The following is a 20,819-nucleotide window of genomic DNA, read 5'->3' on the forward strand; positions in this document are numbered from 1 at the left end:
GAATTATTACATAGTTATAAATTTTCATAAATATAACTAATTATATAAAAAGTGGATAAATTTCAGTTATTACATCGTTTTCATAAAATTTATTAGGAATTTATGAAAAAACACAAAAATATAAATAAAAAAAATAAAATATTCTCAGAAAAATACAAAAAAAATGAATTTTGGGTTTTCATGAAGGGACTTATGTCGTTAAAGAACGATAAAAAATTCTGGAGAGTATGCATGATTTGACATGTTTTTTCAAATAAAGATGATAAGATAAAGGTGATTAATGTGTACATGCATATAACATAGGGAAATGAGGGGGAAATTCGATGAGAGTCATAAAAAATTTGTGTAAAGAAGTAAAATTAGAAGATAAGTGTTACAAATTTTGTTATAGATTAATAGAAACCTGTTTTAAGGGAAACATGGTATATGGCATAGAAGTTGAAAGAAAAGATTTTATGGATGAAGTTTTAACCAATATAGAGAGAGATTCTATTGAAAAAATATCTCCTAACAAGGATAAGGTTGAAAGTTTAATTGATAAGTTACATAAATATGAAGTTTCACCTATACATCTAATAGATGTTATAGGTGAAGATGTAGATAATTATGTGGCTGACTTTGGATGGTAGTAGTATCATAGGAGATAGTAGAATATTAATTAAACAAGGGAGAGGATCTCTATGATAATAGGTATTGGTGTTGACATCATTGAAATAGAAAGAGTTAAAGAAGCTATTCAAAAAAATAAGAATTTTATAAATAAGTTATTTACAGAAAAAGAAATAAATTATTTTAATGATAGAAATATGAATAGCGAGGTTATAGCTGGAAATTTTGCTGCGAAAGAAGCTGTTAGTAAAGCTTTAGGGACTGGTATAAGGGGATTCTCTTTTAAAGATATTGAAATTCTTAGAAATGAATTAGGAAAGCCAGAAGTTACTTTGCATAATGGAGCAATGGTGATAGGAAATGAGCTAGTTGGAAATAATAAATCACTAAAGGTACATTTAAGTATTTCTCATAATAATAGTAGTGCTATTGCGTATGCTGTATTGGAAGGTGAGTATTATGGAAATTTATAGCTCTAATAGTATAAGAAATATGGATAGAGAATATATTGAGGCATTTAATATGCCAAGTATAGTTTTAATGGAAAATGCCATAATTAAATTTTTAGAAAATATAGATTTAACTAAAGAAAGTTTTACTATTATTTCTGGAAGAGGTAATAATGGTGGTGATGCTTTAGGTATTGCAAGACATCTGTTAAATAAGAGTAAAAAAGTTTACGTACATATATTAGAAAAAGAAAAGCATGGATCTGAAGATTATAAAACAAATCTTACTATATTAGAAAAGTTAGGATGTCATATAAATGATATATCTGAATTAAAAAATATAGAAGAGTTAAGAAAGAACATAGTAAATAGTGATGTTGTTATTGATGGTATATTTGGAACTGGACTTAATAAGAACATTTCAGGAATATACCTTGAAACTATAAAATGCATAAATGAAAATAGTAATTTTATTGTTTCAATAGATGTGCCATCAGGTATTAATGCAGATACTGGAGAAGTTTTAGGAATAGCTATTAAGGCTAATGAGACAATAAGCTTTCAGGTTTATAAAAGGGGATTTTTAAATTACAAGAGTTTTGAGTATGTAGGAAATTTAAAAATTGTAGATATAGGAATTCCTAAAGTTATAATTGATAAAAATTCAGATAACATTAGATTTACAGATATAGAATATGTAAGGAGTAAGTTTCCTTATAGAGATAAATTTGGACATAAAGGTACATATGGTAAGTGTTTGATATTTGCTGGGCATAAAGGGTTTGTTGGAGCTGCTTATATGACAGGAAAAGCTACAATAAAAACTGGAGCTGGATTAGTTACAGTATTAACCCATGAAGATGTTCAATGTGAATTATCTATTAAGTTAAACGAAGGAATGACAGGTAAATATAATACTTTAGAAGATTATAATGATTTACTTATTGGCGCTAATGTGGTTGCTATTGGACCGGGTATGGGGAATAATGATACTACCTTCCATAAATTAAAAGAGATATCAGAATTTTATAATGGGAATCTTGTTATAGATGCTGATGGAATAAATGTATTAAGTAGAGAAAAATCACTTTTAAAAAAATATAAAGGAAACATAGTTATAACCCCACATCCAGGTGAAATGGCAAGATTACTAGGAATAGAAATTAAGGATGTCGAGAAAAACAGAATAGATATTGCTAAGAGATGTGCAAAAGAAAATGGAATTATAGTTTTATTAAAGGGATATAACACTGTAATAACAGATGGTGAAAGGGTATTTATAAATCCTACTGGAAATAGTGCTATGTCATCAGGTGGAATGGGGGATACCTTAACAGGAATTATTACTTCCTTAATATCTCAAGGATTGGATGTTTTTGATGCGGCTGTTTTAGGAGCATATATACATGGATACATAGGTGAAGAGTTATCAAAGGAAAATTTCACAGTAAGTGCTATGGAAATTATAAAGAATATTCCTAATAAAATAAAAGAATTAATTAGCTTTTAGAATAAATAAGATTACTAATTAATAGTATGTAAGGTATAAGGTTTCAATAGGAGGATTTTCATGAGAGGCAAATGGAATACCATACTCATAATACTATTAGTTATAATCTTAGGAGTTATAGGTGGACTAGCTATCTATCAAAAAACTTATAATTTAAAACCAGAAGATATACTAGAAGATATGTTTTCTATAGAGTCTTATGAGACAGAAGTAACATATGATGTTAAAAATTCTAGAGGACAGTTCCAAGAAAAAGGTAGAATTTATTATGATGAAGAAGTTGGGACAAAGATTGTTTTAGATGATAGAGAACAATTATTTAAAGAAGATAAAATAATAATAAACTACTTTAAAGATGAAAAGACTTATGAAGTTGGAAAGGATTATGACCAGTTTTATAGATTCATGTTTATAAATGAATTAAAAAATTTATGTAATGAAGAACATAATTTTACTTATAGATGGAATGATGAAAATGAGAAGTCTGAAGTAATATTAGAGCTTAAAGATTTAAATGGAAATGAGAATTTTGCAAGGGAAGTAATTATTATAGATGCTAATAAAAAGGTTCCCAAGGAGGCTATAATTTACGGAAGAGAGGATTCAGAAAGTGTTTCTATAAGGTTTAACAACTTTAGTAAGGTTAAAAATTAAATTTATTTTTGTGGTTGTTTTAAATTTGAACAACCACAGTATTTATTTAATTTATTTATAGAAAATTAGTATTAGGAATTGTTATTTTACATATTTAATATATTTAATGAGGATAAAATAGGAAAAAACAAATTAAAAAGTAAATATTATGTCAAAAAATATCATTTGCTTAGGACGAAATCTTTGACAAGGTGGCATATTTTGTAATATAATTTATACATAATTTTAGAACTCTTTTTATATTTAGGAGTGGTGTTCATGTCAGTATCAAAGATCAATAAACAAAATTTAAAAAAACAAAAAAAAATTGAGAATTTTAGTCAATTAAAAGGACAAAAGCTAATAACATATAGTGAGGACAAAAAAGAAGATGACTTTTATGAAGCAATGAAGGAAGGATATAAAGCTATGGCTTTAATAAATTCACAATATGCTGAGGAAGGAACTTCTGTAGAATACTTTGATCAAATAGAATATGAGACATGGCTTTGCGGAGTGTGATATAAATGGCTAGTTTAAATGTAAAAAGAGGGGATATATTTTATGCTGATCTTAGCCCAGTTGTTGGATCAGAGCAAGGTGGAATAAGACCGGTTATAATAATACAAAATGATATAGGAAATAGATATAGTCCAACTGTAATTGTTGCGGCTATAACTTCTCAAATAAATAAAGCAAAATTACCTACACATGTAGAGATTTCTTCTGAGGAATATGGATTAAATAGAGATTCAGTTGTTCTTTTAGAACAAATAAGAACTCTTGATAAGAAGAGATTAAAAGAAAAAATTGGACATATGACAGAAGATGATATGAAAAAAGTTAATAAATCTCTATTGATAAGTTTAAATTTACAGTAAAAGATAAGTCAGGCTATGATTAAATTTTTAATCATAGCCTTAATTTTTTTTGAAAAAGCTATTAAAAAGAAGATTTTTATTATTTTTTAATGCATAAGAAAAATAATTTAAAAAAATAAATAAATGTAATCGATATAACCTTTTGTATAGTATTAAAGCTATAAATGTGATACTCTATTTAAAACTTTTTCATAAAAAATTTTATCCAGGATATACTATTATGGACTTTAAACTAAGAAAAACAGCTTTAAGCTATTAAAATCAGAGAGTAATAGAGTAGTCTAATTAGGTATTAAGATATACTTAATGGATGTGATTTAGGGAAAAAGATTAGCATAAATAAAAAAATCCTATATGAAAAATTAATTTTTTGTGATAGAATGAACTTGGCAAAAAGGTAAAACAATATTTTAAAAAAAAGTTTACATAAATGTACAGGAGGTCATTATGAGCAACAAGATACAAGAGTTAAAAAGCATGTCTAAGGTTATAAGAAAAGACATAGTAACTATGCTTACTGAGTCAGCATCAGGACATCCAGGTGGATCTTTATCAATCGCAGATATAGTAACAGTTTTATACTTTGATGAAATGAATATTGATCCAAAAAATCCAAAAGACCCAAATAGAGATAGATTCGTTCTATCAAAAGGACATGCAGCACCAGTATTATATAGTGCTTTAGCAAGAAGAGGATATTTTGATCCAGCAGAATTAACAACATTAAGAAAATTTGGTTCAAACCTTCAAGGACATCCAAATATGAACGACTTACCAGGAATCGACATGTCAACTGGTTCTTTAGGTCAAGGTATATCAGCAGCTGTAGGTATGGCTTTAGCTGGTAAATTAGACAACAAAGATTACAGAGTATTCACTATTTTAGGAGATGGCGAGTTAGAAGAAGGTCAAGTTTGGGAAGCAGCTATGTCAGCAGCTCACTACAGACTAGATAATTTAACAGCTTTCGTTGACTTTAATGGATTACAAATAGATGGAGATATTAAAGAAGTAATGAGTCCTTGTCCAATAGACAAGAAATTCGAAGCTTTCGGATGGAATGTAATAGTTATAAATGGACATGACTATGAAGAAATAATAAATGCTATACAAAAAGCTAAGAGTACAAAAGGAGCACCAACTTGCATAGTTTGTAATACCGTAAAAGGTAAAGGTGTTTCATTCATGGAAAATGAGGCAGCTTGGCATGGAACAGCTCCTACTAAAGAGCAATGTGAGCAAGCTATAGAAGAGATCGGAGGGGACAACTAATGGCAAAGAAAATAGCAACTAGAGAAGCATACGGAAAAGCATTAGCTGCTTTAGCTAACGAGAATGAGAACATAGTAGTTTTAGATGCAGACCTTTCAAAATCAACTAAAACAGCTGATTTCAAAAAAGCATGCCCAGAAAGATTTATAAATATGGGTATTGCAGAAGGAAATATGATGTCAGTAGCAGCAGGTTTATCAACTTGTGGAAAAATTCCATTTGCTAGTACATTTGCTATGTTTGCTGCTGGAAGAGCATTTGAGCAAATAAGAAACTCAATATGTTACCCAAGATTAAATGTAAAAATATGTGCTACTCATGCTGGATTAACAGTTGGTGAAGATGGAGCATCACATCAAGCTATAGAAGACTTATCATTAATGAGAAGTATACCAAATATGACAGTAATATGCCCATCAGATGCTGTTGAAACAGAAGCTGTAATAAGAGCAATTGCAGAGTATAACGGACCTTGCTATGTAAGATTAGGAAGAGCTGGAGTTAACGTAATAAATGATAGACCTGATTACAAATTTGAAATTGGAAAAGGTATAGAATTAAAAGAAGGTAATGATGTAACATTATTTGCTACAGGTATAATGGTTGATGTAGCTATAGAAGCTGTTGAAGCTTTAGCTAAAGAAGGCATAAATGCTAGATTAATAAACATACATACTATTAAACCAATAGATTCAGAGCTTATATTAAAAGCTGCTAAGGAAACTGGAGCACTAGTTACATTAGAAGAGCATAATATAATTGGTGGATTAGGATCAGCTGTAGCTGAGGTTGTTGGAGGAGAATATCCAGTACCAGTAGTTAGAGTTGGTGTTAAAGATACATTCGGAGAAAGTGGTAAACCAGACGAATTATTAAAAGCTTACGGATTAACTTCAGAGGAAGCAGTTAAAGCTGCTAAAAAAGCAATAAGCTTAAAAAGATAATCTTAAATAGTAAGTATGCAGCATGAGTAATTTTTCTCATGCTGTTTTTTATTTTATATAAGAATATAAAATAGCATTGAATTGAAATTAATTGCCATAATATGAATATTAATGGTAATATTAGAGATTGAGAGTAATAAGTTAATGCTTAATTTAAAATGGGGAGAACAAATTAAATATAAATTTATTTAAAAAGGGGGTCTTTAAAATGAAGATTAGTATGAAGACATTAAAGGAGTATGGAATAATTACTGTAGGGGTAATTCTTTTAGCTGTATCATTAGAATACTTTTATTATCCTAATGATATTGCCGCTGGTGGAGTATCAGGATTAGCATTAGTTATAAATAAAGTGACTGGAATGTCACAAGGTATGTTCATGAATATTGCCAACGTAATACTTTTTGCATTAGCATTTTGGCTTATTGGTGGAAACTTTGGAGGACGTAGTATATATGCCGCTTTTGGATTATCAATAACAATAAGTTTAATAGAAAGTTTTTTACCAACTTTTGCGGTAACAGAGAATATGCTTTTAGCTACTATATTTGGTAGTGTGGTAGCAGCTTTTGGAATAGCATTAGTTTTTAGCCAAAACTCATCAACTGGTGGAACTGCTATTGTGGCTAAAATATTAAATAAGTATTTACACATTGATATTGGTAAATCACTTCTATGTGCTGACTGTGTTGTAGTTGTATGTGCTCTTTTAGTATTTGGAGTTGATAAAGCTTTATTTGGGTTAATTGGTGTTTTCATAATGGGAACATTAATCGACAAAATAATAGAAGGTTTTAATTCTTGCAAACAACTTTTAATAATAAGTGAAAAAAGTGAAGAAATTTCCCAGGTAATAATGAAGGAAATTGATAGAGGATGTACTAAAATAGAGGGAACAGGAGCATATTCAAAAAAAACTGTAACTATACTTTATGCAGTTGTAAATAGAAGACAATTTATAAGTTTAAAGAAAAAGATAAAAGAAATAGACCCAAAAGCATTTATAACAGTAAATGATGCTAAAGAGGTATTCGGGGAAGGTTTCCTTGAGTTAGTAGAAATATAGATGTTTGTTATGATATAATTAAGCTGTTTTACATTAACACATAAAATTTTAACAAAAATTAAGTAGATTAATGTAGAAAAATAGAGTAAAATAGTAAAATAGATTAGTGTTGATAGCAATCGGGTAAATTTATATATATATTTTGTCTAAACTTAAGTTTAGAAAATTGTTTTGTTGAGTTAGAAAAAGTTATTAAGGAGTGTTAACAATGATAGAATTTAAGAATGTTAGCAAGGTCTATAATAAGAATGTAAAAGCGTTGGCAAATGTTAATATAAACATAGACAAGGGTGATTTTGTATTCTTAGTAGGGCCTAGTGGTGCTGGTAAATCAACTTTTATTAAAATGTTGTTAAAGGAAGTTGAGCCGACAACAGGAAACATAGTTATGGGGGACGAGGATTTATCTCAAATAAAGAGAAGACAAATACCTTATCACAGAAGAAAAATAGGGATGGTATTCCAAGATTTCAGATTAATACCAACTCTTAACGTTTATGAAAATGTTGCTTTCGCAATGAGAGTAGTAGGGGCTACACCAAAAGAAATAAGAAAAAGAGTTCCAATGGTATTATCACTAGTTGGATTATCTAATAAATATAAAATGTTCCCAAATGAGTTATCAGGAGGAGAGCAACAAAGGGTTTCAATAGCAAGAGCTATAGTTAATAATCCTAAGGTTTTAATAGCTGACGAACCAACAGGAAACTTAGACCCAGATACAGCTAAAGAGATTATGGAATTAATAGATGACATAAACAAGGCCGGCACAACAGTAGTTATGGCTACTCATGCTAAAGAAATAGTTAACTCAATGAAAAAGAGGGTTATAGCTATAGATAAAGGTGAAGTAGTTAGTGATGTTCAGAAAGGAGGATATGAATATGAAGTTTAGTACTATAGGATATTTCATATCAGATGCTTTCAAAAGTTTAAAAAGAAATAGAACAATAAGTATAGCATCTATAGCAACTGTTCTTACTACATTATTTATATTTGGAGCATTTTTATTAACTGCTTTAAATGTTAAAAATGGTGTAACAAATGTTCAAGATAAGGTTGAGATTAATGTTTTCCTTAAAGATGATGTAACTCAAGACCAAAAGGCAGCTATAGAGGCAAAAATCAAAACTGTCCAAGGTGTTAAAGAAGTAGTATTTGAATCTAAAGATCAAGCATTTGCTAAGATGGAAGGTTCAAGTGATTACAATAAAGAAATATTAGCTGGATATAGCAAAGAAAACAACCCATTACCAGCTTCATACATAGTAAGATTAGAAAATACAGATGTAGCTAGTAGCGTTGAAAGCGCTATGAAAACTAATGATAAATATATGGATGGGGTTGAAGATGTAGGTAACGATGAAGAGCTTATAGGAACTATAAACTCATTTGTAAAAGTTATTAATACAGTTGGATTAGTTTTAGGTATAGTATTCGTAGGTGTATCACTATTCTTAATAGTAAATACAATAAAGATAACTGTTTACTCAAGAAGAAGAGAAGTTGGAATAATGAAGTTTGTTGGTGCAACTGACTGGTTCATAAGATGGCCTTTCGTAATTGAAGGGGTTATAATAGGACTTGTTGGTGGTATTTTATCAACGCTTTTATTATTTGCTGGATATAACTTATTGTACGGAAAAGTTGTCTCAGCATCATCATTATATATGCCTCAATTTGTACCACCAATGTATGTATTAACAACAATGTCATGGCAGTTCATACTAGCTGGTATTGTTATCGGTGCAGTAGGTAGTATAATAGCTTTAAGAAAATTCTTAGACGTTTAATATTTAATATAGAATATAAAAAGCTTAAAATACGTAAACTATTTAAATATAGTGTATTTTAAGCTTTTTTTTTGAAAGGGTGGGTTTTATGAGTCATAAAGACGATGAAAAAAAGGAAAATGAGAATAATAAAAATCATAAGATGAAAAAAAGATTGAGAGTTGTGGCCATGGGTGTAGCTTTAGCTCTTATAGTTGGAATTTCTGTTTATGCTGGTAATCGGCTTACTGCCTTTGGAGTTTTACCAATAACTAATGTTAATACTGTTCAGGCATCATTAGAAAATGTGAATGATACAGAAAATTTCAAAAAGGTATTAGAGATAAGAGAAATGCTTTATAGATGGTATGATGGTCAAATAGATGATAGCAAATTAGCCGAAGGTGCCATAAAAGGTATGGTTGCATCTTTAGGAGATCAATATACTTACTATATGAATGAAAAAGAGTTTTCAGATTTTAAAGAAAAAAGTCAAGGAAACTATATGGGAGTTGGAATTCAAGTAAGAGTTAAGGATAATAAAATAGTAGTTGCTTCACCTATTGAAGGCGGTCCAGCTGAAAAGGCAGGAGTAAAAACAGGAGATGTTATACTAAAGATTAATGGAGAAGCAGTCTCAGGAGAAGAATTAGATAAAGCTGTATCAATGATGAAAGGAACTACAAAAGAAAATATAAAATTAACATTATATAGAGAAGGTAAAGGCGAATTTGATGTTGATGTCATGAGAGATGTAGTCAAGACAGTTAACGTAAAAAGTGAAATGATTGATGGAGATATTGGGTATATTCAAGTATTAGCTTTTGATGAAGGAACAGCAAAAGATTTTGAGAATCATTTAAAAGCTTTAGAAGATAAAGGAATGAAGGGATTAATACTTGATTTAAGAGGAAATCCAGGAGGGTTTATGAAGGAATGTGTAGATCTAGTATCAAACTTTGTTCCAAAGGATAAGGTTATAGTGTCTACAATAGATAAGTATGGCAATAAAGAAGAAAGCGTATCTAAAGGTGGAATAGCACAAGGTATGCCATTAGTTGTTTTAATTGATGGAGGAACTGCCTCTGCATCAGAGATTGTTGCAGGAGCTATTAGAGATTATGATTTAGGTACTTTAGTTGGAACAACAACATTTGGAAAAGGAATAGTTCAAGTTGTTTTAGATAAGATTGGGCAAGAAAAGGATGGAACTGCTTTAAAGGTAACTATCTCAAAATATTATACTCCAAATGGAGAGAATATCCACAAAAAAGGTATAGCACCTGATGTTACAGTAGAGTATCCAGCAGAGCTTAAGGAAAGTCCATATTCAAGAAGTACCGATCCACAGTTTGAAAAGGCTTTAGAAATCATACAAGGAAAAGTAAAATAATAAAATTTTGGAGGACTTAAAATGAATTTACTTATAGAAAATATAAGGGCAATATCATACGCATTAATAAGTCCTACCTTATCTTTAATGTTAATAGTAATAGCTATCTTATTCTATTTTAAAAATAGGAAAATAGCATTTATGCAAAAGTTAATGCTTGGGAGGAGCGTACAGTCTCCTCTTGAGATGACTTTATTACAAAGCTTAATGGGAATACTAGGTGGTGTAATAGCAAGTTTATTACTAAGTTTTTTAGGAGTAACTTTTGAAGATAGATCTTTAATAGACATTATTTTAACAGTATCAGTATTTTCTATTGTGTATAAAAATAGATTTATTAAAATACCATATATAGCCCCGGTATTAGGAGTAATAGGTGTCTTACTGAATAGTAATGCTGAATATTTGGGGAATGGCTTTAGTTTCTCTATTAATTTAACATCAATAATTGCATTGATAGGAGTATTTTCAATTGTTGAAGGAATCCTAACAATGATTGATGGAGATAAAGGATACTTGCCTATATTTACTCAAAAGGATGGAGAGCTTGTTGGTGGATTTAGTTTTAGACGATTTTGGGCATTACCTGTATGTCTTTTAGTTGTATTAGGAACTAATAGTGGGCTTTCAATAATCAATGAAGTTAAAGATTTTCCACAATGGTTACCATTTTTTTATGGAGAAAAAGCTCTTACTATAATGAGTATAACAGCCTTAGGAACTATAGCAGCGTATGGAGTAACTTCATATGAGTCATCTACATTTACTCAAAGTAAGAGAAGAAAGACTTTGAGTTCTGGATTATTTAACATTGTATATGGTATATTAGTTATAATATTAGCTTATTTATTAAGAGAAAATCTTGTTTTTACCATTATATTAATTGTTTTAGTTCCTTTACTATATGAATTAAGACTTAATATAGAAAGAAAACTAGAAGTTATGAGAGAACCATTATATTTTTCAAATAGTGAAGAGATATGTATTTTAGATGTACTTCCAAATTCTATTGCATATACAAAAGGATTGAGAAGTGGAGATAAAATAATCAAGGTTAATGGTGAAACTCCTAAAAATGAAAAAGAAGTCTTTATGGCAATAAAAAAGAATTTTTATGGAGTTGATCTTGAGATAAGAAAAAATAATGGAACTATTGAGAAGCATATTATTACAGGCGAAGATAGAGGTAAGTTATTTGGAGTAGTATTAGTTCCAAAAGGAGTATCTTTTGATAGGGAAATTGATGAGTTGTTAGAAAAACTTAGAAAAGCTAATAATGATGAAGAGGCAAAAAAATAAATAATGGTTTAATGTGGCTGTATCAAATATTTACATAATTAATTAAAAGTAAATTTGATACAGCCCTTTTATAGCAAGGAGGGAAAGTTATGGGAGAATTTAAAATACAATCAAAGTTTAAGCCTACTGGTGATCAACCTAAGGCAATAGATACTTTAGTAAAATCTATAGAAAGTGATAATAGAGGACAGACTCTTTTAGGAGTCACAGGATCAGGAAAGACTTTTACTATGGCAAATATCATAGAAAGAACTCAAAAGCCAACACTTATATTGGCACACAATAAGACTTTAGCAGCTCAACTTTGTGCTGAGTTTAAAGAATTTTTTCCAGATAATATAGTTGAATATTTTGTTTCATATTATGATTATTATCAACCAGAAGCATATGTGCCTCAAACAGATACTTTTATAGAGAAAGATGCATCTATTAATGATGAAATTGATAAGTTGCGTCACTCAGCTACATCAGCACTTTTAGAGAGAAGAGATGTAATAATAGTTGCCTCAGTATCATGTATATATGGACTAGGTAACCCAGAAGAATATAAGAAACTTACTCTTTCATTAAGACCCGGAATGGTTAAGGATAGAGATGAAGTTATTAAAAAACTTATAGAAATACAATACGAAAGAAACGATATAGACTTTGCCAGAGGAACCTTTAGAGTAAGAGGAGATAATTTAGATGTAATTCCTTCCTCTTCATCATCAAAGGGGATTAGGGTTGAGTTCTTTGGAGATGAAATAGATAGAATAAGAGAGTTTGATGTTTTAACAGGAAATATAATTGGAGAAAGACAACATGTGCTTATAACTCCAGCATCTCACTTTGCTGCTTCTCATGAAACACTAGAAAAATCAATAAGTATAATAGAAGATGAACTTGAAGACAGATTAAAGGTTCTTACAGCTGAGGATAAAATACTAGAGGCACAAAGACTTAAACAGAGAACAAACTATGATATAGAAATGATTAGAGAGATGGGATATTGTCAAGGAATAGAGAATTACTCAAGAATTTTAGATGGTAGAGCACCTGGAACTCCACCTCAAACCTTACTTGATTATTTCCCTGAAGATTTCTTAATGTTTATAGATGAAAGCCATGTTACATTACCTCAAGTTAGAGCTATGTACGCAGGGGATAGGTCAAGAAAAACATCTTTAGTTGATTTTGGTTTTAGATTACCTTGTGCTTTTGATAATAGACCTCTTAAATTTACTGAGTTTGAGAGTAAGATAAACCAAGTAGTTTTCGTAAGTGCAACTCCAGGAGACTATGAAATAGATCATTCTAAGACTGTGGCAGAACAAATAATAAGACCTACAGGACTTTTAGATCCTGTAATAGAGATAAGACCTATTCAAGGACAGATTGATGATCTTTATGGAGAAATCCAAAGAACTGTACAAAGAGGTTTTAGAGTTCTTATAACAACTCTTACAAAGAGAATGGCTGAGGATTTAACTAAGTATTTAAAAGACTTAAATGTTAAGGCTACATATATGCATTCAGATATAGATACATTAGAAAGAATGAAGATAATAAGAGAACTTAGGCTTGGAGAAGTTGATGTATTAATAGGAATTAACCTTTTAAGAGAGGGGTTAGATATACCAGAGGTTGCTTTAGTTGCTATATTAGATGCTGATAAGGAAGGATTCTTAAGATCTGAAACATCTTTAATACAGACTATAGGAAGAGCGGCTAGAAACTCTGAAAGTAAAGTAATAATGTATGCTGATAACATTACTAAGTCTATGAATAAGTCTATTAAAGAAACAGAAAGAAGAAGAGTTATTCAAATGGAATATAATGAAGAACATGGAATTACTCCAACTACTGTAATTAAGGGAGTAAGGGATATAATAGAGGCTACTAAGGTTTCAGAAGAAAAAGAAAGCTATGAAACTGAGGTTAAAAAAGCCGGTAAGAAAGATATTCCGATAGAAAAACTTATAGAACAATATGAAGAAGAAATGAAAGAAGCAGCTAAAAATCTTCAATTTGAAAGAGCCGCTGAGCTTAGAGATATAATAAAGGACTTAAAGAAAAATACTAAGTAAAATAAATTTTACTGCATGTAAAGTAAATCATAGGTCTATTTAGGTGGTAATTTTGATATTAGATCTATAAAAGTGAGTATTGAAATTGCTAACAATTAGTTAATTAGTATATTTCACGAAGGAATTACGTTGAATTTATCTAATAAAATAATTAGTATAGTGAAAAACGTTTTACAAATTTAAATTAAATGTTAAAATGAATAATAGATTGTTAGAACCAAGAAGTTAGTTCCTATGACATTTTATAGGAACTAGCTTATGGACTAGTATAAGAGTTGATAATTAAGAGAGGTAAGATTCTTCTCTTGATTAAATTTATCTAAGTGATTTATATAAACTTATAAGCTATATAATTAATAAACTAAGATAAAATATAATATAAAGAAAAAGCATAAATATATAAGTAATAGCACTATGTATAGTGATTAGTAATAGGATTTAATTTTGATATTATGGTTAAATCTAAAGAACTAAAAGAATGTGTTTAAGTTTTAGGAGGAATATATGGCTGTTAAAGTAATTACAGATAGTACTAGCTGCATACCAAAAGATTTAGCAGAAAAGTACGGAGTAGAGATAGTATCTTTAAGCGTTATAATGAATGGAAAAAGTTATAAGGAGGTAGACATAGATAGTGAAGCTTTTTATGACGAGCTAGCGAAATGTGATAAACTTCCAACTTCATCTCAACCATCAATAGATGAATTCTATAATGCTTTTGAGAAATTTGCTAAGGATGGTCATGATATAGTTGCAGCGTTTATATCATCTAAATTAAGTGGAACATATACAACATCACATATAATAAAAGATATGATTTTAGAAAAATATCCTGATGTTAAGATTGATCTTATAGATTCTCAAACTTCAGTAATGGCACTTGGAATCGGTGTATTAGAAGGAGCAAAGGCTGCTCAAGAAGGAAAAGATTTTGATGAAGTTTCAAAAATAGTTAGAAATACTATAAAAGAATCAGAGATTATATTTATTCCAGGTACTTTAGATAATCTTAAAAAAGGTGGAAGAATAGGTGGAGCTGCCGCATTATTTGGAAAAGTTCTAAAAATAAATCCAATATTAACAGTTAAAGAAGGTGCTGTTGTAGTAATGGATAAAGTTAGAACGAAGAAGAGAGCTATAGATAAGATTATAGACGTAGCTAGACATGATTTAAAAGAAAAAGGAATAAAGAAAGCAGTTGTATGTCATATATTAGCTGAAGACGAGGCTAAGGATTTAGCTAAGAGACTTAAAGATGAATTAGATTTAGATTCAATGATAGGTGAAATTAGTGCAGTTATAGGTGTACATGTTGGTGTTAAAAGTGTAGGAATAGCTTACGCTAGAGAATCTTAATATATAAGTAAAAGTAACTTTAGAAGCATATAAAAAAAAGATTTAGTTTGATAATAGAAAAACTCTGGTTAAAAGTCCAGAGTTTTTCTATTTCTATTTTTATTAATTTATGTTATTTTAAATATTAAAACTTCTCTTTGTATGGGGAGTAAATTTATAAAATCTTCTCAAAATAAAGAAATATCTTATTAAAACGTAACTTTTTTATAAAATTTAACAGTGAAACTTTTGATATGATTTTGAGTAATAAATAAATTAAAATTTATAGATTAATAGGTATTGGGGGAATAAGATGAAAAAATTTTTAAAGGTGATAGGAGTATTGTTTTTAAGTTTAATAATAGTAGTTGGAGCCTTAGCTTATTATTTTAGAGGACAAATAGGATTTTATATAAACATAGGAAAAGAATATGTAGCTTTAAAAGAAAATCCACCAAGTATAGATGAGTTAAAAAATATGAAAATGAGTGAAGATATGGATTTTAAAGATGTGGTTTATAAAGATACTAATGGAAAACCACAGGCTTTAGATATTTATGGGCCAGAAAAGAAGTTAAAGCATGGTTCACCAGTAATTCTATATGTTCATGGTGGGAGCTGGGTTTATGGAGATAAGGTAATTCCTGATGTTATAGCACCTCTTTTAGATTCTTTTAGAAAAGAAGGATATACTATAATAAGCGTAGGATATGAACTTGCTAGTAATAAGGTTGATTTCGATAAACAGGCATCAGATGTTAAGGATGCTATAAGATGGGTTTATAAAAACAAGGATACTTATGGATTTAATACAAATGAAATAGGAGTCATAGGGGCTTCTGCTGGAGCTCATTTATCTCTATTAGCAACATATAGTGAGGAGGATGAATTTGTTGATGACAAAGAACTTGCTAATTATCCATCAAAGGTTAAATATGTAGTAGATTTCTTTGGCCCAACAGAACTAGATACTTTAGATATGGGGATGGCATCATGGGATTTAAATAATTCTATAGCAAAAACAGAAAGTCAATTAAGAGGAAATCAAAGTATAGAAGAATACATGAATAAATATAGTCCAATAAATTATATTAAACCTAATTTACCTAGGACATTAATAGTTCATGGACGCCAAGATAAGTTAGTTCCTTACAGCAATTCTATTGACTTATATAATAAGAGTAAAGCTGAAGGAAATAACGTTCAAATCTTAACTTTAGAAAATAGTGGACATGACTTTTCACAAGTAGATGTAAATGAAGTGTTTGAATTAGGCTTTAAAGTTTTGAATTTCATACTTTTTAATACGAAGTTCTAAGTTTCTAAAAAAATAATAGAGAATAAGGCTTAGGGTAAGCAACTCTAGGCTTTATTTAATTATGTCTATAATAAAAGCAAATTTTAAATTGCAAGTAATTTCCCTTTTATTAGAAAAAACTATATAATTAAGACAATAAATTTTTTATGTTAATGAGGAGCTTTAAGATGAGTTATGAAAATGATAAAACCTTACTAATGTCTTTAAAAGAGCAGATTTTTCCAAGAGAAAGAATGTTAAGGTTAATAAGATATGATTATGCAGAGCCAATGGATAAAAAAAGAAATTTTAAGAACATAAGAAAATTATATGATATGAGCGAAAAAGGAGAATATCATATAGATGAACAAACTTGGCATGATTTAGATTTGGATAAGGTTTATTCAAAGTTAGATAGAAACTACAGCAGTGTAGGAGAAGCTGCACTTTATTCAATGCTTAGACATCCTTTGAATGATGAAAAAAAGTTGAATGATAGAAATAATACCATAGAGTATTTTAAAGAAAATGAAAAAGTAAGAACTAAGATTTTAGGAATATTTTTTGATTTAGGAATGGATAAGAAAAATAGTCTACTAGATATGATAGATGAGAAATTAATAGAATCTAATCAATTTAAGTACTATGCATATACAATACTAGGTAAGGTGTTACCAGCAATACTAATACTTACTGCTATATTCGTAGATATAAGAGCAATGCTTATATTTATGTTTTTAAGTTTTTTTAATATGTATTTAAATAGTAAAGAAAGAGAACATATTAAATCTAATGGATTAATTTATTTAAGAAAAGTAATTAAATCAGCTAAAAAAATAATGGCCATTAAAGATAAAGGCTTAGATAGCTTTAAAGAAGAAATAAATGAAAATTTAAATAAGTTAAAATCCATAGATAGAAATACTCAAATAATAGGCTTCGCTAATATGTGGGGGGGAGTATTTGAATTTATATCTTTATTATTTTTATTAGAAGAGGCAGCTTATTATAAAACTGCTGATGCTATAGAGAATAATAAAGTTTCAATTTTAAATCTCTATAGAGATTTAGGCAATATTGAGGCTATAATATCTGTTGGAAGCTATGAAGTAGAAGAAAAAGATAGAATTAATAAACCTAAATTTATAAAAGAGACTACATTAAGAATTAAAAATGGAATACATCCAATTATAGAAAATCCAGTAGCTAACTCAATAGGTATGAATAAGAGAGGAATTGTTCTTACAGGAACTAATATGTCAGGTAAATCTACTTTCTTAAGAATGTTAGGAGTAAATATGATCTTGGCTCAAACCTTTGATTTTGTTTTGGCAGAAAAATATGAAGCACCTATATTAAATATAGTAACTTCAATAAGTCCAAATGATGATTTAAGTAGTGGTAAGAGTTTTTACATGGCAGAGGCAGAGTCAATTTTAAGAATAATAAAGGCATTAGATAATGACTTACCAGTATTCTGTCCAATTGACGAAATATTTAGAGGAACAAATCCTATAGAGAGAATATCAGCTTCAGCTGAAATACTTACTTATATAAATAAGAAAAATAGTATATCTATAGTGGCTACTCATGATAGAGAATTAGTTGATATATTAAAGAATAATTATGAATTTTATTATTTTAGTGAAAGTGTTAATAGTAAAGAAGGTTTAAGCTTTGATTATAAGCTTAAAAAAGGAGTTTCTAAAACTAGAAATGCTATAAAATTATTAGATTATATAGGATATCCAAAGGATATAATAAAGAAAGCATATGAAAGATCAGAAAAGTTAGAAGGTTTTATTTAGAAAGGATTGTTAGGATGTTTAAACCAGTTAAAAACACGAAAGTTTATGAACAGGTTGTTGATCAAATAAAAGAAATGGTAAGAGTAGGACAAATAAAAAAAGGGGATAAACTTCCTACAGAGAGAGTTATGGCAGAGGAACTACAAGTAAGTAGAACTTCTATAAGAGAAGCTATGAGAGCACTAGAGGTTGTTGGATTAATAGAAAGTAGACAGGGTGCAGGAAATTATATAAGAGAAGAATTTGATGATGTATTATTAGAGCCGCTTTCTATAGTATTTATGCTTCAAAATGGAACTAATAAAGATATATTTGAACTAAGAGAAGTTCTAGAGTTATCAACTATATTTTTATCTGTAATGAGAATATCAGAAGAAGATTTGAAAAAACTTGGTGAACTTGTTGAGAGATTTAAAACATCTACTAATGAAGAAGAGAATGTTAGAATTGATAGCGAATTTCATAGCATTATTGTTAAGGGAGCAAATAATGTGCTTATAACAAATCTATTAGAAGGCGTTTCTGAATTAGTAGACAAATTTATAAGTGAAGGAAGAAGAGCTATTTTAAGCAATGAAAATAATAAGGGAAAATTATTAGATTTTCATGAAAAGATATATTTAGCTATAAAAAATAGAGATGCCTATTCTGCATATAAACATATGCAGGAGCATTTTGAATTAATAAAGGAAAATATTTAGTTATACAAACTTCATTTAAAATTAAAGTATTTTTTAATCTATTATAAGCTTATATAATAACTTGATAAATTGACTAAAATATCTAAAAGGTATATGGTTAATTTAGGGTATAAAAGAGAGGTTTGGTATACAAATTTTAATATGGCATATTATTTTAATATGCTATATTTTATAAAATAAAATTGGTCATACCAAATTGCTTGAATGGTATAAAGGTTATATGAGAGGTGAAAAAATTGAATACGTATCTTATGTTTTTCCTTGCTCTTATACCTATAATAATTCTAATTATAGGTCTTGGAGCTCTTAAAATCCCAGCTCATAAAATATGTCCAATAGCATTAATAATTACCATAATACTTTCCATACTTTTTTGGAAAATGCCAATACAAGATTCTTTAACGGCGGCTTTAGAAGGCATTGCCTTGGGAACTTGGCCAATAATGATAGTTATTATAGCTGCAGTATTTACTTATAACTTAGTTGTCCATACAAAAGCTATGGATGTTATAAAGTCAATGCTAACAGATGTTAGTGATGATAAAAGGATACTGGTTCTTATATTAGCATGGGGATTTGGTGGATTTTTAGAAGCTGTAGCTGGCTTTGGAACAGCTGTTGCAATTCCAGTTGGAATAATGGCTGCCCTTGGATTTAATCCTTTTTTTGCATGTGTTATTTGCCTAGTAGCTAATACAACTCCTACTGCCTTTGGAGCGATTGGCCTTCCGGTGATAACGTTATCTAATGTATCAGGAATTCCTATAAAGCCACTAAGTTATTATGTAGTAATACAATTATTTCTCTTTGTGGTGTTAATTCCTTTTGTATTGGTTGCTTTAACTGAGAAAAGTTTGAAAGGCATAAAAGGGGTATTTGGAATAACCTTAGCTTCTGGTCTTTCTTTTGGTATTGTACAAGTTATTGTAGCAAAATTTTTAGGACCTGAATTGCCAGCAGTTTTGGGATCAATAGTTTCTTTATTAGTCACAATTTTCATAGCAAAAAAATTCTATAAAAAAAGTGAAAATTTGAAGAATGAAGAAAAAATTGAGTTAAAAAAAGTGCTAATAGCATTTTCACCATTTATATTAATATTGGTAATAATAATTGGAGTTAGCCCATTATTTCCAAGCTTATATGACAAATTAAATGAAATAAAGACCTCAGTCAATATTTATACAGGAGTAGGGGCTAAACCATATACCTTTGTATGGATAACAACACCAGGGGTATTAATATTGATAGCCGCATTTATTGGAGGGTTTATACAAAGAGCTCCTTTTAAAGAAATGATTGAAATCTTGGGAAAGACAATGAAACAGATGGGTAAGTCCACCATAACAATACTTTCAATAATAGCCTTAGCAAAAGTAATGGGATATAGTGGCATGGTTGCATCCATAGCAACTGTTCTCGTCATGGTAACTGGTTCATTTTATGCTTTCATAGCACCTTTTATTGGAGCTTTAGGAACCTTTGTTACAGGAAGTGATACTTCTGCCAATGTTTTATTTGGTGAACTTCAAGCACAGGCTGCAAATTCTTTAGGAATAAGTCCAGCATGGTTAACAGCTGCTAATACTTGTGGAGCCACCGCTGGTAAGATGATATCTCCTCAAAGCATAGCTGTAGCAACAGCTGCCACAGGATTAGCTGGAAAAGAAGGAAAGATATTAAACTCTACATTAAAGGTATGTATAGTATATGTGATTTTATTAGGTGTAATAAGTTATGTAGGAAGCTTAATTTTCACATAGTTTTTTGAAAACGTTTATTAG

The 20,819-nt window shown here is 29.4% G+C and carries 19 protein-coding genes; all 19 read left to right on the forward strand.

Annotated features, from left to right (window positions below; all coding sequences use genetic code 11):
• The first annotated feature begins 323 nt into the window (after nt 1-323).
• Nucleotides 324-629 (forward strand): DUF6514 family protein, encoded by a 306-nt coding sequence (locus tag AC2A4K_RS01850; RefSeq protein WP_322504672.1) that lies wholly within the window; start codon nt 324-326, stop codon nt 627-629.
• Between the two features lie 51 nt (nt 630-680).
• Nucleotides 681-1,082, forward strand: coding sequence for a holo-ACP synthase (acpS, locus tag AC2A4K_RS01855; protein WP_322504671.1), 402 nt, complete (start codon nt 681-683; stop codon nt 1,080-1,082).
• Nucleotides 1,069-2,568 carry an NAD(P)H-hydrate dehydratase gene (locus AC2A4K_RS01860; RefSeq protein ID WP_322504670.1) on the forward strand — a complete coding sequence of 500 codons (1,500 nt, stop codon included), beginning with the start codon at nt 1,069-1,071 and terminating at the stop codon, nt 2,566-2,568. Before acpS ends, AC2A4K_RS01860 begins: the two co-directional genes overlap by 14 nt.
• Before the next feature lie 60 nt (nt 2,569-2,628).
• On the forward strand, nt 2,629-3,222 hold the full coding sequence (locus AC2A4K_RS01865; protein ID WP_322504669.1) for a germination lipoprotein GerS-related protein: 594 nt from the start codon (nt 2,629-2,631) through the stop codon (nt 3,220-3,222).
• 258 nt (nt 3,223-3,480) lie between these two features.
• Nucleotides 3,481-3,723: a hypothetical protein gene (locus AC2A4K_RS01870; RefSeq protein ID WP_322504668.1), complete on the forward strand. Its 243-nt coding sequence runs from the start codon at nt 3,481-3,483 to the stop codon at nt 3,721-3,723.
• Nucleotides 3,724-3,728: 5 nt separating this feature from the next.
• On the forward strand, nt 3,729-4,082 hold the full coding sequence (locus AC2A4K_RS01875) for a type II toxin-antitoxin system PemK/MazF family toxin (RefSeq protein WP_003458025.1): 354 nt from the start codon (nt 3,729-3,731) through the stop codon (nt 4,080-4,082).
• 447 nt (nt 4,083-4,529) lie between these two features.
• Nucleotides 4,530-5,354, forward strand: coding sequence for a transketolase (locus AC2A4K_RS01880; protein WP_416173361.1), 825 nt, complete (start codon nt 4,530-4,532; stop codon nt 5,352-5,354).
• The gene (locus AC2A4K_RS01885; RefSeq protein WP_322504667.1) at nt 5,354-6,298 is read left to right on the forward strand and encodes a transketolase family protein; all 945 of its coding nucleotides are present in this window, start codon (nt 5,354-5,356) and stop codon (nt 6,296-6,298) included. The genes AC2A4K_RS01880 and AC2A4K_RS01885 overlap by 1 nt, the downstream gene beginning before the upstream one ends.
• Nucleotides 6,299-6,506: 208 nt before the next feature.
• Nucleotides 6,507-7,364 (forward strand): YitT family protein, encoded by an 858-nt coding sequence (locus AC2A4K_RS01890; protein WP_322504666.1) that lies wholly within the window; start codon nt 6,507-6,509, stop codon nt 7,362-7,364.
• 208 nt (nt 7,365-7,572) lie between these two features.
• Entirely contained in the window at nt 7,573-8,259 is a 687-nt protein-coding gene (gene ftsE / locus AC2A4K_RS01895; RefSeq protein ID WP_322504665.1) for a cell division ATP-binding protein FtsE, read from the forward strand.
• Nucleotides 8,249-9,157, forward strand: a complete 909-nt coding sequence (gene ftsX, locus AC2A4K_RS01900) for a permease-like cell division protein FtsX (protein WP_322504664.1) — start codon at nt 8,249-8,251, stop codon at nt 9,155-9,157. Before ftsE ends, ftsX begins: the two co-directional genes overlap by 11 nt.
• An 88-nt stretch (nt 9,158-9,245) precedes the next feature.
• Nucleotides 9,246-10,529, forward strand: a complete 1,284-nt coding sequence (locus AC2A4K_RS01905; RefSeq protein WP_322504663.1) for a S41 family peptidase — start codon at nt 9,246-9,248, stop codon at nt 10,527-10,529.
• A 21-nt stretch (nt 10,530-10,550) separates the two neighbouring features.
• Nucleotides 10,551-11,828 carry a PDZ domain-containing protein gene (locus AC2A4K_RS01910; protein ID WP_322504662.1) on the forward strand — a complete coding sequence of 426 codons (1,278 nt, stop codon included), beginning with the start codon at nt 10,551-10,553 and terminating at the stop codon, nt 11,826-11,828.
• Nucleotides 11,829-11,917: 89 nt separating this feature from the next.
• Nucleotides 11,918-13,897: an excinuclease ABC subunit UvrB gene (gene uvrB, locus AC2A4K_RS01915; RefSeq protein ID WP_322504661.1), complete on the forward strand. Its 1,980-nt coding sequence runs from the start codon at nt 11,918-11,920 to the stop codon at nt 13,895-13,897.
• A 504-nt stretch (nt 13,898-14,401) separates the two neighbouring features.
• A complete protein-coding gene (locus AC2A4K_RS01920; RefSeq protein ID WP_322504660.1) occupies nt 14,402-15,253 on the forward strand; it encodes a DegV family protein in 852 nt (283 codons plus the stop codon).
• A 292-nt stretch (nt 15,254-15,545) separates the two neighbouring features.
• Entirely contained in the window at nt 15,546-16,550 is a 1,005-nt protein-coding gene (locus tag AC2A4K_RS01925; protein ID WP_322504659.1) for an alpha/beta hydrolase, read from the forward strand.
• A gap of 233 nt (nt 16,551-16,783) precedes the next feature.
• Complete coding sequence (locus AC2A4K_RS01930; protein ID WP_322504704.1) at nt 16,784-18,337, forward strand: MutS-related protein; 1,554 nt, start codon at nt 16,784-16,786, stop codon at nt 18,335-18,337.
• A 14-nt stretch (nt 18,338-18,351) separates the two neighbouring features.
• Complete coding sequence (locus AC2A4K_RS01935; protein ID WP_322504658.1) at nt 18,352-19,038, forward strand: FadR/GntR family transcriptional regulator; 687 nt, start codon at nt 18,352-18,354, stop codon at nt 19,036-19,038.
• 236 nt (nt 19,039-19,274) lie between these two features.
• Nucleotides 19,275-20,798, forward strand: a complete 1,524-nt coding sequence (locus tag AC2A4K_RS01940) for an L-lactate permease (RefSeq protein WP_322504657.1) — start codon at nt 19,275-19,277, stop codon at nt 20,796-20,798.
• Nucleotides 20,799-20,819: the final 21 nt, after the last annotated feature.

The organism is Clostridium sp. LIBA-8841 (assembly GCF_057782475.1).